This is a genomic window from Cronobacter turicensis, assembly GCF_041222865.1.
GTDB lineage: Bacteria > Pseudomonadota > Gammaproteobacteria > Enterobacterales > Enterobacteriaceae > Cronobacter > Cronobacter turicensis.
The window spans coordinates 1,926,925-1,940,741 of record NZ_CP165997.1; the positions used below are offsets into that span (position 1 = coordinate 1,926,925).

General features: G+C 59.7%; 11 protein-coding genes. 1 reads left to right on the forward strand and 10 read right to left on the reverse strand.

All coding sequences use genetic code 11. The annotated features are described in order from the left end of the window. Positions 1-9: 9 nt before the first annotated feature. From pdeR to pspF, 10 genes are all read right to left on the reverse strand, one after another. Entirely contained in the window at positions 10-2,004 is a 1,995-nt protein-coding gene (gene pdeR, locus AB8W27_RS09275; protein ID WP_041923614.1) for a cyclic di-GMP phosphodiesterase, read from the reverse strand. 295 nt (positions 2,005-2,299) lie between these two features. Then, the gene (locus AB8W27_RS09280) at positions 2,300-4,234 is read right to left on the reverse strand and encodes an exoribonuclease II (protein ID WP_015741437.1); all 1,935 of its coding nucleotides are present in this window, start codon (positions 4,232-4,234) and stop codon (positions 2,300-2,302) included. 72 nt (positions 4,235-4,306) lie between these two features. After that, positions 4,307-5,476, reverse strand: coding sequence for a carboxymuconolactone decarboxylase family protein (locus tag AB8W27_RS09285; RefSeq protein ID WP_015741436.1), 1,170 nt, complete (start codon positions 5,474-5,476; stop codon positions 4,307-4,309). A gap of 189 nt (positions 5,477-5,665) precedes the next feature. Then, the gene (gene fabI, locus AB8W27_RS09290; RefSeq protein ID WP_015741435.1) at positions 5,666-6,454 is read right to left on the reverse strand and encodes an enoyl-ACP reductase FabI; all 789 of its coding nucleotides are present in this window, start codon (positions 6,452-6,454) and stop codon (positions 5,666-5,668) included. A gap of 120 nt (positions 6,455-6,574) precedes the next feature. Beyond that, complete coding sequence (gene sapF, locus AB8W27_RS09295; protein ID WP_007698262.1) at positions 6,575-7,381, reverse strand: putrescine export ABC transporter ATP-binding protein SapF; 807 nt, start codon at positions 7,379-7,381, stop codon at positions 6,575-6,577. A 1-nt stretch (position 7,382) separates the two neighbouring features. Further along, positions 7,383-8,375 (reverse strand): putrescine export ABC transporter ATP-binding protein SapD, encoded by a 993-nt coding sequence (sapD, locus tag AB8W27_RS09300; RefSeq protein WP_015741433.1) that lies wholly within the window; start codon positions 8,373-8,375, stop codon positions 7,383-7,385. Beyond that, on the reverse strand, positions 8,375-9,265 hold the full coding sequence (gene sapC / locus AB8W27_RS09305) for a putrescine export ABC transporter permease SapC (RefSeq protein ID WP_007761889.1): 891 nt from the start codon (positions 9,263-9,265) through the stop codon (positions 8,375-8,377). The genes sapD and sapC overlap by 1 nt, the downstream gene beginning before the upstream one ends. Further along, positions 9,252-10,217: a putrescine export ABC transporter permease SapB gene (sapB, locus tag AB8W27_RS09310; protein ID WP_041923613.1), complete on the reverse strand. Its 966-nt coding sequence runs from the start codon at positions 10,215-10,217 to the stop codon at positions 9,252-9,254. Before sapB ends, sapC begins: the two co-directional genes overlap by 14 nt. Beyond that, on the reverse strand, positions 10,214-11,854 hold the full coding sequence (gene sapA / locus AB8W27_RS09315) for an ABC transporter substrate-binding protein SapA (RefSeq protein WP_041923612.1): 1,641 nt from the start codon (positions 11,852-11,854) through the stop codon (positions 10,214-10,216). The genes sapB and sapA overlap by 4 nt, the downstream gene beginning before the upstream one ends. 97 nt (positions 11,855-11,951) lie before the next feature. Beyond that, entirely contained in the window at positions 11,952-12,938 is a 987-nt protein-coding gene (pspF, locus tag AB8W27_RS09320; protein ID WP_015741430.1) for a phage shock protein operon transcriptional activator, read from the reverse strand. A 167-nt stretch (positions 12,939-13,105) separates the two neighbouring features. Here pspF and pspA point away from each other — a divergent pair, with 167 nt between their 5' ends. After that, positions 13,106-13,777, forward strand: a complete 672-nt coding sequence (pspA, locus tag AB8W27_RS09325) for a phage shock protein PspA (RefSeq protein ID WP_007761881.1) — start codon at positions 13,106-13,108, stop codon at positions 13,775-13,777. The last annotated feature ends 40 nt before the right edge of the window (positions 13,778-13,817 follow it).

The following is a 13,817-nucleotide window of genomic DNA, read 5'->3' on the forward strand; positions in this document are numbered from 1 at the left end:
AGACGCCGTTTACGGCGTCTGTTTCCCTTTGCGATAGTGTTGATACCAGCGCTCAAGCTCACTCGCGGTCATTGGGCGGGCGAATAAAAATCCCTGGCGCTGATCGACGCCGTTTTGCGTCAGAAACGCATCTTCCTCTTCACTCTCCACACCTTCAGCGATCACTTTCAAATCGAGCGCCTTCGCTACCGCGACGATGGCATGCACGAGCGACTGCGATACTGGCTGCTTATGGATATCGCGCACAAAGCTTTGATCGAGCTTAATGGCATCCAGCGGAAACCGCGCCAGCTGCGAGAGGGACGAATACCCGGTGCCGAAATCGTCCAGATGCACCTGCGCGCCCAGCGCGCTGAACGCGCCAATTACCGACAGCGCCAGGTCGGCGTTATCAATCAGACAGCTTTCCGTGATCTCGACGTCAATTGGGCTGCGGGTGAAGTGCATATCGGCAAGCGCCTGGCGCAGATCGCTTATCAGCGTCTGGTCGGCCAGCTGGCGCGCCGAGACGTTCACCGCGACCCGCAACAGCATGCCGTCATCGCGCCACTTCGCCACCTGGCGCACCACGTCCAGCATCACCCAGCGCCCCAGCGGCACGATAAGCCCGGACTCTTCGGCATAGGAGATAAAATCGAGCGGCGGGATCAGGCCCCGCTCCGGCGACTGCCAGCGCACCAGCGCTTCCAGGCTGTCCACCTCGCCGCTGGCCGTTATTTTGGGCTGATAGTGGATAACCAGCTGATTTTTCTCCAGCGCTTTGCGCAGGTTGGTGTCGAGCCAGAGATACTCAAACACCCGCTGATTCATCTCCGGGCAGAAGACGCAAAATTTGCCGCGTCCGTTCTCTTTGGCGGTGTACATTGCCGTGTCGGCGTTGCGGATCACACTCTCACGATCGTCGCCATGCTGCGGCGCCAGCGCAATCCCGAGCGAGCAACCGGTATAGACCTCAATCAGCCCGATACGAAACGGATGCTTCAGCCGGGTGATGATCCGCGACGACATCGCCTCCAGCGCCGCCTGGGACGTATCGGTCGCCATCACGATAAACTCGTCGCCGCCGAGCCGCGCCAGCACCTGATCTTTCTCAAGGCAGCTTAGAATGGCGAGCGACACCGCCTGGAGTAACTGGTCGCCGAACATATGTCCGTAGGCATCGTTGACCTTTTTAAAGTTATCGAGATCGAGATAAACGATGCCCACCTGGGTTTCGCCGCGTTTAGCGATGGCGTCGCTTATCATCTCATGGATAGCGTTGCGGTTGGGCAGGCCGGTGATGGCGTCAGTATTGGCAAGCACGCGCAGACGCTCCTGCGCGCGACGCTCTTCGGTAATGTCGGTGCCGGAGCAAATCAGGAATATTTCGTTTCGCCCGCTGCCGCTGTGGACAAACTTATTGCGAAACAGAAACAGCCGCTGGCCCTTGCGGGTTTTGATCCAGCGTTCGACCTCATACGAGCTGCCGTTGCGAAAAAAACCTGTGACGTTGCGACGTGAGGCGGAGGCTTCAGCGGGAGACATAAACAGCGTAAAGACATTCTGCCCGATCACTTCCTGTTCTTTCAGGCCGGTATACTCTTCGCTCAACCGGTTAAAACGCTGGATATTGCCGTGGCGGTCGAGAATAACGATGACTGAATTGGCTTCAGACACCACCTGTTCGGCGAAGGAGAGCCCCTGCACCAGATCGCGCGCCACGGAAGTGGTGTCGTGCCATGCCGAGGCCGTGCCAGCCCACTCCTTGCGCGAGACCTTACGTCCCACCAGATGCACCGGCACCAGTTCGCCAAACAGCGATAACGAGAGCGTGACGCTTGAGGTAATCACACTCATGGTACGGATCTGCGCGGCCTGCTCCGGCGTCAGCGGCACCACGTGGCTGGTGACGGCCTCTTCGCTGGCGGCAAGCTGTAGCGCATTGCTGTCCAGCGGCAGGCGCCAGAAAGGGCTGGTGGCGCCGCAGTAGCGGTACAGCAGATTATTATCCAGGTCGTCTTTCATGCTCTCTCCCGAACCCACACCAGGTGCTGCGCAAACGGCACAGCCGGACTCTGCCGGCAATAAGAGGCAAAACAATTGTTTTTACGGGAATATATTTTGGCGAAGGCGGCAGACCCGGTGCGGTCACGGCCATTTCGCTTAATTCTCAAAGCGTTAAATTACGACGCACTCTGTTAGTGTGATCGTTTTTTAGAAAAATGCCCAAGTGAAACGGGAAAAATGTGCGCGCTCACACAGAGGAGGAAACGAAACGGGAGAGAAGAAGAACTCCCCGGCGGGGCCGGGGAGTGGAGGGTCAGGCGACCGGGCGTGCGATCACGCTGCGGGTTTCCATACGCACTTCGGCGATGGTCACGTCGATAACGTCGGTGACCTTATAAACGGTTTCGCCTTTAATCTGTACGGTGCCGTTTTCCTGGCTGCATACCAGTTCATCACGTACCGCGTGCAGGAACGGCGCCGGAATAAAGGCGACCGCGCCGTTATCCACCAGACGCACGCGCATGCCGCCGCGGCTGACATCGATAATTTCCGCCGCGAAGCGGGTATCGGTACCGGCTTTGTCTTTCAGGAAACGGGCATACAGCCAGTCGCCCACATCGCGCTCCGCCATGCGGTTGAGACGACGGCGCTCTGCCATCTGCACGGTGGACTCTTCCTGCGGACGCGCAGCACTTTCGCCTTTGATGATGGCTTTCAGCAGACGGTGGTTGACCATATCGCCATATTTACGAATCGGCGAGGTCCAGGTCGCGTAAGCTTCAAGGCCCAGGCCAAAGTGCGGGCCTGGCTCGGTGCTGATTTCCGCAAATGACTGGAAGCGGCGAATACGGCTGTCGAGGAAACCGGACGGCTGCGCATCGAGCTCACGGCGCAGCTTGCAGAAGCCTGGCAGGGTCAGCACGTCACTGGCATCCACGTGCATGCCGTGGCTTTGCAGCAGCGTCGCCAGCTGTTCGGTGCTGGCCGGATCGAAGCCCGCGTGCACGTTATAAACGCCGAAGCCCAGCTTGTCGCGCAGCACGCGCGCGGCGCAGATATTCGCGGCGATCATGGATTCTTCAACGATACGGTTAGCGATGCGGCGCGGCTCGGCAATGATATCCAGCACTTCGCCTTTTTCGCCCAGTACGAAGCGGTAATCCGGACGGTCTTTAAACACCAGCGCGTTTTTCACACGCCAGGCGCTGCGGCGCTGGCAAATCTGCTGTAGCAGACGGATCTGCGCGGCGATCGCCTCGCTGCCCGGCTGCCAGTCGCCTTTTTCTTCCAGCCAGTTGGAGACGTCGTCATACGCCAGCTTGGCTTTCGATTCGATGGTCGCGGCGAAGAAGTGGATCTCATCGCTGATAGCGCCTTCCGCGTCGATAATCATGCGGCACACCAGCGCCGGGCGCTGTACGCCTTCACGCAGCGAGCAGAGATCGTCGGAAAGTTCGCGCGGGAGCATCGGGATGTTAAAGCCCGGCAGGTAGTTGGTGAATGCGCGCACTTTGGCAATATTGTCGAGCTTGCTGCCTTCGGCGATCCACGCGGTTGGATCGGCAATCGCAACGGTCAGTTGCAGGCGGTCGCCATCCAGCGTTTCAACGTACAGCGCATCGTCCATATCTTCGGTGCTGGCGCTGTCGATGGTGACGAAATCGAGCGCGGTTAAATCTTCACGCGTCAGGTTTTCATCAAGCATCTCGGTCGCCACGCCGTCCGGCGCTTCGCGCTCAAGATTATGGCGTGCGAGCGTCACCCACCACGGCACGAAATGGTCGTCGCCGAAGGTAATAAACTGGGTCAGTTCCGCGTAAAAGCCGCGATCGCCTTTCAGCGGATGACGGCGCATCTCCGCCACCGCCCAGTCGCCATTCTGGAAATCATGGCTGACGCCGCGTTCAGCGCGGCACGGGATGGCGTCTTTCAGCAGCGGATGATCGGGAACGATAGAGAGACGATCGTCTTTCTTTTGTACCCGGCCCACAAAGCGGGTCAGGAAGGGTTCGATAAGCTCTTCGGGCTCGGCGGATTCTTTTTCCTTTTCCGTATGGATAACGGCAATGACGCGATCGCCGTGCATCACTTTCTTCATCTGCGGAGGCGGAATGAAGTAGCTTTTCTGCGCGTCAACCTCAAGGAAACCAAAACCTTTTTCCGTGGCTTTTACTACCCCTTCGGCGCGCGGCGTCTGGGAATGCAGTTGCTGTTTAAGCTGCGCAAGCAGCGGGTTATCCTGAAACATAGTGTCGAATTTTCGTGGCCAAAAGAGCGGCTGACAGTTTTACGCGATTGCGCGCCTCCCGGCAAGCGCTCTTTAGACCGCTGCGGGCTGGGTCGTGACGCCAAGGCCGAGGCGCAGACGATTTACCCAGCCGCAAACGCTGCCCCAGGCGAGCAGACGTAGCGCCGTCTGCGCGTCAAAACCGGCGTCTGTCAGCGGCTCAAGCTGGGCGTGGCCAAACCGCGCCGGCGCGCGGGTCAGCATCTGCATCGCCTGGATAATGGCGCGCGCGCTCTGGTGGTTATGGCTCCAGGCGAGCAGCGCCCGTTCGCCGTTGCGCGCCGCATCCGCAAGCCCGGGTGCGTCGCGCAGGCGCAGCGCGGCCTCATCAAAGCAACTGACGCTGCCGTTGATGCGCGCCGACACCAGGGCCACCAGCGCGGCGTCAGGCGTGATTTCGTGTCCGCGAAGCGAGGCGAGCAGGGCGGCGAGGCCCTGCAGCGCGCAGGCGTCATGCGCCAGCAGGGAGAGCAGCGGTTGCAGCAGCGGTTCGTCAAGCGCCGCATTGTAGGCCGCCTGCTGTTCGGCGCTGGCCCAGCCCATTTCGAGCGTGGGGAGATCGGGTTGCCAGCGGGGTTCGTGCGCGGTGAAAAGCGACGCGGGCGCATCCTGCTGCATATCGATACCGGGCAACCAGCGCGCTGGCTGGCCGGGCTGCGCCTGCAACAGGGCGACCGCGCGGGCCTGAAAGCCCACGAAGCCGATAATCTGCGTAAAGGTGACGATGTCATGCACCGACAGCCCGGCGTCTTCCAGTTGTGTCCGCGCCGCGCTGTCGATAAGCGTCGGCGAGCTGGCGAGCTGGCGCGCGGTTTGCGTAAGCAGCGTCAGGCGGCGGTTGCTTTCGCGCGACGAATCTGGCCCCGGCTCTGGCGCCAGACGGGCGGCGTAATGGTTGCACAGTCGCTGCACGCCGCAGACCTGGGCTACGGTCAGCGCGGTGCTGAGGCGGTCATACACGCTGAGCGTATGCAGGCGGGTGACGTCGTGTTTATCAGGTAGCAGGGAAGGGATAAGCGCACGCGCGGCGTCGCACCAGGGCGCATGGGCGGCGATGTTCACGTCGTCCAGCGGCAGGTCGAGCAGAAAACGGTCCTCCACCTTTGCGGCTTCGGGAACTAACGGCAGCGGATCTGCCGGACAGAGGCTGGACTGGGTTTCATGATACCAGTGGCTTTTGCCGGTAAGGCGGCGTTGTTCCATGGTCGTTCCTTGTCTGAAAATGAGCGCCCGGAACAGCGGAAACAATGCGCAGCGCCGGGCAAGTCACGCACAACTATCCTGGCGTAACACGTCACGGCGATAAAAGATTGTTCGGTGATAACAAATATCAGAAAGGCATAAATAAAAAGGGCAGGTTGAAAACCTGCCCTTTGGCGAGAAGCCGGAGGATTATTTCAGTTCCAGCTCATTCATCGCAGCGATGCTGAAGCCGCCGTCAACGTGAACCACTTCACCGGTGATACCGCCGGAAAGGTCGGAGCACAGGAACGCGGCGGAGTTACCCACGTCTTCGATGGTGACAGTGCGACGGATCGGGGTGACCGCTTCGCAGTGCGCCAGCATCTTACGGAAATCTTTAATGCCGGAAGCCGCGAGCGTGCGGATCGGGCCTGCGGAGATGGCGTTAACGCGCACGCCGTCCGGACCCATCGCGTTCGCCATGTAGCGTACGTTGGCTTCCAGAGACGCTTTCGCCAGACCCATCACGTTGTAGTTCGGGATAGCGCGTTCTGCGCCCAGGTAGGAGAGGGTCAGCAGCGCCGCGTTCGGGTTCAGCATAGAGCGGCACGCTTTCGCCATTGCCACAAAGCTGTATGCGCTGATGTCGTGCGCGATTTTGAAGCCTTCACGGGTCACGGCGTTAACGTAGTCGCCATCCAGCTGGTCGGCCGGCGCGAAACCGATGGAGTGTACGAAACCGTCAAATTTCGGCCAGACTTTGGCAAGCTCGGTGAACAGCGCGTCGATGCTTTCATCTTCCGCAACGTCACACGGCAGCACGATGCTGGAGTCCAGTTGAGCGGCAAACTCTTCCACGCGGCCTTTCAGCTTGTCGTTCTGGTAGGTGAACGCCAGTTCAGCCCCTTCACGGTGCATAGCCTGTGCGATACCGTACGCGATGGACAGTTTGCTGGCTACGCCAGTCACCAGAATGCGCTTACCGGTAAGAAAACCCATAGCTTTTAATCCTTATCGTCATTGTTATGGCGGCAGGCCGAAAACGCCAGCCGTCGTTAAAACGCGGCGATTCTAGCATGACTCGCCGGAGGAGTTAATCCGACCACTACAGATGGCGGATTAGCGGTCTTTCCGCCAGGCGTCGGCGGTTAAGGCTTCGCCGAAATGACTGGCGATAAGCCGTTTGGTTAAATCGTGCAGCGGCGAGGCGAGAACATCGGCTGTGCTGCCGCGCTCCACCACTTCGCCCTGATGCATCACCATCACCTGATCGCTGATGTGTTTCATCATGCCGATGTGCTGGGTCACATAAATATAAGAGATACCCTGTTTTTCCTGTAATTCCAGCATCAGGTTGATTAACTGCGAACGCATCGACATATCGAGCGACGCCAGCGCCTCGTCGGCGATAATCACTTTCGGGCGCAGGATCAGCGCGCGCGCCAGGCCCAGACGCTGCTTCTGACCCGGCGCCAGCATATGCGGATAGTAGCTCACGTGATCGGGCAGCAGGCCGACCATGCGCAGCGTCTCTTTAATGCGTTTCGCGCGCGCTTCCGGTTCCAGATCGGTATTGAGCCGCAGCGGGAAGTCGAGAATCTGCGAAATCCGCTGGCGCGGGTTGAGCGATGTCGAGGGGTCCTGGAAAATCATGCGGATCCGCTGGCTGCGAAACGAATAATCGCCAAACGTCAGCGGATGATCGTCAATCACCAGATCGCCCGTGGTGGGCGCGACCATGCCGGCCAGCATTTTGGCGAGTGTGGATTTGCCAGAGCCATTCTCGCCGATGATGGCCAGCGTCTGGCGTTCGCGCAGGGTAAAGCTCAGCGGCTTTACCGCCTCGACGGTCTGGCGGCGAAACCAGCCGGTGCGGTAGCGATAGGTTTTACTCAGGTTGCGAACCTGCAACAGCGTTTCCACCATTTCACTCTCTCTCCATATTCAGCGGGAAATGGCAGGCGAAAAGATGATTTTTCGGCCCGTCGAGACGCGGGGTTTCGATGCATTTGCGCTGGGCATACGGGCAGCGCGGCCCGAGGCGGCAGCCAATCGGCAAATGCTCAAGCAGCGGGATGGCGCCCGGCAGCGTATTAAGGCGGCTTTTATGCGGCATCGCGCTGCCGAAATCCGGGATCGCGCGGATCAACGCCTGGGTGTAAGGGTGATGCGGCGTGGAGATCAGCTCCTCGCTCGGCGCGGTTTCCACGGTTTGCCCGCAGTAGAGCACGTCGATACGGTTGGCCCACTGGCTCAGCATCTGTAAATCGTGGCTGATAAGCAGAATGGTGGTGTTGTTATTCTGGTTAAGCCGCGAGAGCAGGCGGAAAATCTGCGCCTGGGTGGTCGGCTCCATTGCGTTGGTCGGCTCATCGGCAATCAGCAGACGCGGCTGGTTAGCGAGCGCAATCGCGATCATGACCTTCTGGCATTCGCCTTCCGTCAGCTCATACGGGAAGCTGCGCATAGCGTCTTTATGATCTTTGATCCCGACGCGGTGCAGCAGTTCGATAGCCCTGCGCTTGCGCCAGCCGAAACGCTGCCACCAGCGGCCTTTGTACGTCCAGCCAGGGATGTTTTGCATCAGCTGGCGGCCAATTTTTTCCGACGGATCGAGACAGGACTGCGGCTCCTGGAAAATCATCGACACGTTATGGCCCACCAGGCGGCGGCGCTCGCGCGGCGAGAGGCGCAGCAGGTCGATATCGTCAAAGCGCATACGGTCGGCGGTGATGCGCCAGTTGTCTTTCGTCACCCCGCAGATCGCTTTCGCAATCAAGCTCTTACCGGAGCCCGATTCGCCCACCAGCCCGCGGATTTCACCTTCCGGCAGGCTCAGGTTCACGCGGTCGACCGCTTTCACCCAGCCTTCGCTGGTCTTAAATTCAATCGTCAGATTACGGATATCCAGCAGCGGCATTACTCCACCCCCGCGTCAATAGCGCGACGAATGCCGTCGCCCAGTAAATTCACCAGCAACACGCTAATCATGATGGCAGCGCCCGGCAGCATGACCGTCCAGGGCGCGACGTAGATAAGCTCCAGCGCGTCGCCGAGCATCGCGCCCCATTCGGGCGAGGGGAGCTGCGCGCCGAGATCGAGAAAACCAAGCGCCGCGATATCGAGAATCGCAATCGACAGCGCGCGGGTAATTTCGCCGACCAGCACCGACGCGGTATTAGGTAGCACGGCGAACCACAGAATATTAAAGGTGGTCGCGCCATCCAGCCGCGCGGCGATGACATACTCTTTTTCCAGCTCGTCATGCACCATGCTGTACACCGAGCGCACCATGCGCGGCACCAGCGCCAGCCAGACGGCCAGCATCGCATGGCTGAGCTGCGGTCCCGCGAAGGCCACGACAATAATCGCCAGCAGCAGCGACGGAATGGAGAGCAGCGTGTCGAGCACATGATTCAGCACCGCCGAGCGCAGCCCGTGGGTGGCGCCCGCCAGTACGCCCAGCAGCAGCCCGCAGAGCGTCGCGGCCAGCGTCACCACGAATGCGCCGCCGATGGTCGGCGCGGCGCCGCTCAAAAGACGACTTAACAGATCGCGCCCTAAATCGTCGGTGCCGAGGAAGAACGAAACTTCGCCGTAGCGCGACCACGACGGTGGCAGCAACTGATAGCCGAGAAATTGTTGATCGATGCCGTAGGGCGCGAACACCCTGCCGAACACGCATAACAGCACCAGACCCGCACAGCCGTACAGGCCTATCATCGCGACGGTGTCGCCGTAGAATTTGCGCCAGACGGTGCGCAGCGCGCCCGGCGGGCGTTTTTCGCGATAGACGCTATCGTAAGGCATACCATTCCTTATGTTTCAGCGGGTTCGCCAGCGCGCCCAGAATATCGGAAATCACGTTCACCAGGATAACCAGCGACCCCACGACCATCACGCCTGCCGAAATCGCGGCGTAGTCCTGCTGGCGAATGGCGTTAATCAGCCAGCGGCCAAGCCCCGGCCAGCTAAAGACCATTTCCGTGATCATCGCGAGCGTCAGCATGGTGGAGAATTGCAAGCCCAGGCGCGGGATAACCGGCGGCAGGGCGTTATGCAACACGTGGCGGCGCAGAATGGTCAGGCGCGACAGACCGCGCGTGGACGCCGCTTTGATGTAGTTGCGCTCCAGGATCTCCACGGTGCTGACGCGCACGAGGCGGATCACTTCCGTCGTTGGCGCGACGGCGAGCGTCAGCACCGGCAGCACCATATGGCGCAGCGCGCTAAAAATCATCTCGTGGCGCCACGGCGAGTCAGAAAGCCAGGCATCGATCAGCGCGAAACCGGTCACCGTTTTCACTTCATACAGCAGGTCGAAGCGCCCGGAAACCGGGAACCAGCCGAGCGTCAGCGAAAAGAAGAGGGTGAAGAGCAGCGCCAGCCAGAACACCGGGATCGAAAAGCCGAGCAACGCCACCGCGCTGATAAGTTTATCCTGCCATTTATGGCGCAGGATGCCTGCCGCCATACCGACCGGAATGCCCACCAGCAGCGCCAGGCCGAACGCCAGCACGCAAAGCTCCATGGTGGCAGGGAAAACCTCACGCAACTGCGTTGAGATCAGCTGGCCGTTAATACTGGAGACGCCGAAATCCCAGTGCAGCACGCTGTCGCACCAGAACAGCCAGGCGTTCCAGAGCGAGGCGCCCTGGAGCGGCGCGTGCGGCGTGAAATAGCTCAGGCAAAAACCGACGACGGTCAGGAAAAACAGCGTGATAACCAGCAGCACCAGCCGACGCAGGGTAAAGATAATCATGGCTGTTTATCCTCAGTGGGTTCGCGCGAGACGCCCGCGAACGAGGCGTTGCCAAACGGGCTCAGCACCAGGCCTTTCATATCGTAACGATATGCCTGCAGCCGCAGCGATGACGCCAGCGGCAGCACCGGCAGCTGTTCAGCGAGGATCGTCTGCGCGCGGGTGTAGGCTTCAATCCGGTACGCCAGCTGTTGCGATGAAAGCGCCGACTGCAGCACGCCGTCAAAATCGCGATCGCACCAGTGGGCATAGTTGGTTTGCGAGCGAATGGCCGCGCAGCTTAACAGCGGACGGAAAAAACTGTCCGGATCGTTACTGTCCGTCGACCAGCCCGCGAGCGTTAAATCATGGTTCATATCCATCAGGCGGGCCTCCTGGAAGCGGCCCTCCACCGGAACGATATCCACCGTCACGCCCACCTGCGCCAGATCCGCCTGCAACAGTTCGGCCGTTTTGAGCGGGCTCGGGTTCCACGCCTGGGAGCTGGTGGGCACCCAGAGCTTCAGCGTCAGGTTTTCAAGCCCCAGCGCTTTCAGCTGCGCGCGCGCTTTATCCGGGTTGTATTCGGTGATCTTCGCGTTGTTGTCATACGCCCACGAGGCGCGCGGCAAAATCGACGCGGCGGTTTCCGCCGTGCCGTAATAGATAGACTGCATCAGACGCTGGTTATTAATGGCCAGCGCCAGGGCGTGGCGCACTTTAGGGTTATCGAGCGGCGGCTTATGGGTATTAAACGCCAGATAGGCGATATTCATACCGGGACGCAGCGTCAGGCGCAGGCGCGGATCGTCCCTGAGGCTGGTGAGCTGGCTCGCGGCAGGCCAGGCGAGCACGTCGCATTCGCCGGTCAGTAGCTTCGACAGACGCCCTGTGCCGCCGGAGCCGAGATCGATGACCACCTGCGGCATCTGCGGCTTACCGCGCCAGTAGGCGTCATGGCGCAGCAGGCGAATGTATTGCCCGGCGCGATATTCGCCGAGACGGAACGGCCCGGTGCCGACCGGTTCGCGATCCATCTCTTCCTGGTTACCGCTGCGCTCAAGCGCCGCCGCGTACTCCGCTGACATTACCGATGCGTAATGCGTGGCGAGATGCCATAAAAAGGAGGCGTCCGGCTGGCGTAAGCGAAACTCCACGGTGCGGTTATCCAGCTTGCGCACGCTACGGACGTTATCGGCAAACTGAAGACTGTCGAAATAGGGGTAGCTGCCGCCGTTGACGTTATGCCACGGGTGGTTAGGGTCGATAATACGCTGAAAGCTGAACACCACGTCGTCGGCGTTCAGCGCGCGGGTGGGCGTAAACCAGCGGGTGTGCTGAAACTGCACGTTAGGGCGCAGGCGAAAACGCCAGGTAATGCCGTCATCCGGCGTCTCCCAGCTTTCGGCAAGCTCCGGCACCAGCCGGTAGGTATAAGGATCGACATCCAGCAGCCGGTCATAGAGCTGGGCGGCGAGCGTATCGACAGTCAGCCCGCTGCCGGCTTTTTGCGGATTAAACGTATTAACCTGGCCATTAACGCAATAGACAAATCCGCTCTGGCGAATATCGCCGGGCGATTCGGCGGGAGGCGCAGCAAAAGCCGGTACGCTCAGTAGCCCGAGCGTCGCTAAAAAAGAGGAGAGAATTCCGCGCATAAGTTTTTGAGTTGTTTTAGTCACCAGGCAAAGTGTATCGCACTTACGCGGCCTGCGTAAAAAACTCTGCGGGCGTTTGGGTTAAAAGTATCCGCCCTTAGCGAATTTCATGTTTTTTCAGCAGCGCGCGCAGCTGGTGATAGGTTAAACCGAGCAATTCCGCGGCCTGTTTCTGATTATATTTCGCCGCCTGCAGGCTCGCCTCCAGCAGCCGTTTTTCTTCATCATGCTGCCATTTGCGCAGGTTCAGCGGCAGCGATGGGCCGTGTGCGGCCATATCAGCCGTCTCCATCGGCACCATTTCTGCCTGCTCGCGGCGAAACGGGTCGAGAATAATGTTATCCACCGGCTCGTCGCTGCTGGCGTGACGATACACCGAGCGCTCCACCACATTTTTCAGCTCGCGGATATTCCCAGGCCACCGGTAGCCGAGCAGCGTTTCGCGCGCCCGTTCGGTAAAGCCCGGAAAGAGCGGCAGGCCCAGCTCGCGGCACATCTGGATGGCGAACTGCTCCGCCAGCAGCATGATATCGCTGTCGCGCTCGCGCAGGGCGGGGAGCAACACCACATCAAAGGCGAGCCGGTCGAGCAGGTCGGCGCGAAATTTTTCGTCTTCGACGAGTTGCGGCAGATCGGCGTTGGTGGCGCAGATAAGACGCACGTTCACCTGCAACGGCTGGCTGCCGCCAACGCGCTCCAGCTCGCCATACTCAATCACCCGCAGCAGCTTTTCCTGCACCAGCATCGGCGCGGTGGCAAGTTCATCCAGAAACAACGTGCCGCCGTCGGCGCGCTCAAATCGCCCCGGGTGGCGCTTCTGCGCGCCGGTAAACGCCCCGGCCTCATGGCCGAACAGCTCGGAATCGAGCAGGTTTTCATTCAGCGCCGCGCAGTTGAGCGAGATAAACGGCCCCTGCCAGCGGCGCGACAGATAGTGCAGGCGGTGGGCGATAAGCTCTTTACCGGTGCCGCGCTCGCCAATAATCAGCACGGGTTTATCGAGCGGCGCGAGCCGGGAAACCTGTTCCAGCACTTCCAGAAACCGGTTCGCCTCGCCAATCAGGTTATCTTTGTATTCTGTCATGATGAAATTCACCACTTAGTAGCGTATATCACTACTCTAGCCTGGAAGGGCATTACGGTAAAATTTTAACTCTTCTTTAAAATCAATACATTAAAAAACTGGCACGGAGTTTGTATTAAGCCATAAAGCAAGGGCTTAGCCCGTCTTACCATGTAGAGGATGAAATTATGGGTATTTTTTCTCGTTTTGCCGACATCGTGAACGCCAACATCAACTCCCTGCTGGAGAAGGCTGAAGATCCACAAAAACTGGTTCGCCTGATGATTCAGGAGATGGAAGACACGCTGGTGGAAGTGCGCTCAACCTCAGCCCGCGCGCTGGCGGAAAAGAAACAGATTGCGCGCCGTATTGAGCAGGCTAACGCGCAGCAGGCCGAATGGCAGGAAAAAGCCGAGCTGGCGCTGCGTAAAGATAAAGACGATCTGGCCCGCGCCGCGCTTATCGAAAAACAGAAACTGACCGACATTATTCGTGCGCTGGAAGAAGAGGCGACGCAGCTTGATGAAACGCTGGCGCGCATGAAACAGGAAATCGGCGAGCTTGAGAATAAACTCAGCGAAACCCGCGCGCGTCAGCAGGCGCTGACCCTTCGCCATCAGGCGGCGTCTTCCTCGCGCGATGTGCGTCGTCAGCTCGACAGCGGCAAAATCGATGAAGCCATGGCGCGTTTCGAATCCTTCGAGCGTCGCATCGATCAGATGGAAGCCGAAGCGGAAAGCCATGGTTTTGGTAAGCAGAAATCGCTGGATCAGCAGTTCGCCGAACTGAAAGCGGATGACGATATCAGCGCGCAGCTGGCGGCGCTGAAAGCGAAAGTGCAGCAGCGTGACGGCGAATAATCGCCCGCGTTGACAAGGAGCGCGGCGGCGATGGCCGTCG

Excerpts from the sequence above, each read along its gene's own strand:
- pdeR (WP_041923614.1), bottom strand. The coding sequence starts at position 2,004 with ATGAAAGACGACCTGGATAATAATCTGCTGTACCGCTACTGCGGCGCC.
- AB8W27_RS09280 (WP_015741437.1), bottom strand. The coding sequence starts at position 4,234 with ATGTTTCAGGATAACCCGCTGCTTGCGCAGCTTAAACAGCAACTGCAT.
- AB8W27_RS09285 (WP_015741436.1), bottom strand. The coding sequence starts at position 5,476 with ATGGAACAACGCCGCCTTACCGGCAAAAGCCACTGGTATCATGAAACC.
- fabI (WP_015741435.1), bottom strand. The coding sequence starts at position 6,454 with ATGGGTTTTCTTACCGGTAAGCGCATTCTGGTGACTGGCGTAGCCAGC.
- sapF (WP_007698262.1), bottom strand. The coding sequence starts at position 7,381 with ATGGTGGAAACGCTGTTGCAGGTTCGCAACCTGAGTAAAACCTATCGC.
- sapD (WP_015741433.1), bottom strand. The coding sequence starts at position 8,375 with ATGCCGCTGCTGGATATCCGTAATCTGACGATTGAATTTAAGACCAGC.
- sapC (WP_007761889.1), bottom strand. The coding sequence starts at position 9,265 with ATGCCTTACGATAGCGTCTATCGCGAAAAACGCCCGCCGGGCGCGCTG.
- sapB (WP_041923613.1), bottom strand. The coding sequence starts at position 10,217 with ATGATTATCTTTACCCTGCGTCGGCTGGTGCTGCTGGTTATCACGCTG.
- sapA (WP_041923612.1), bottom strand. The coding sequence starts at position 11,854 with ATGCGCGGAATTCTCTCCTCTTTTTTAGCGACGCTCGGGCTACTGAGC.
- pspF (WP_015741430.1), bottom strand. The coding sequence starts at position 12,938 with ATGACAGAATACAAAGATAACCTGATTGGCGAGGCGAACCGGTTTCTG.
- pspA (WP_007761881.1), top strand. The coding sequence starts at position 13,106 with ATGGGTATTTTTTCTCGTTTTGCCGACATCGTGAACGCCAACATCAAC.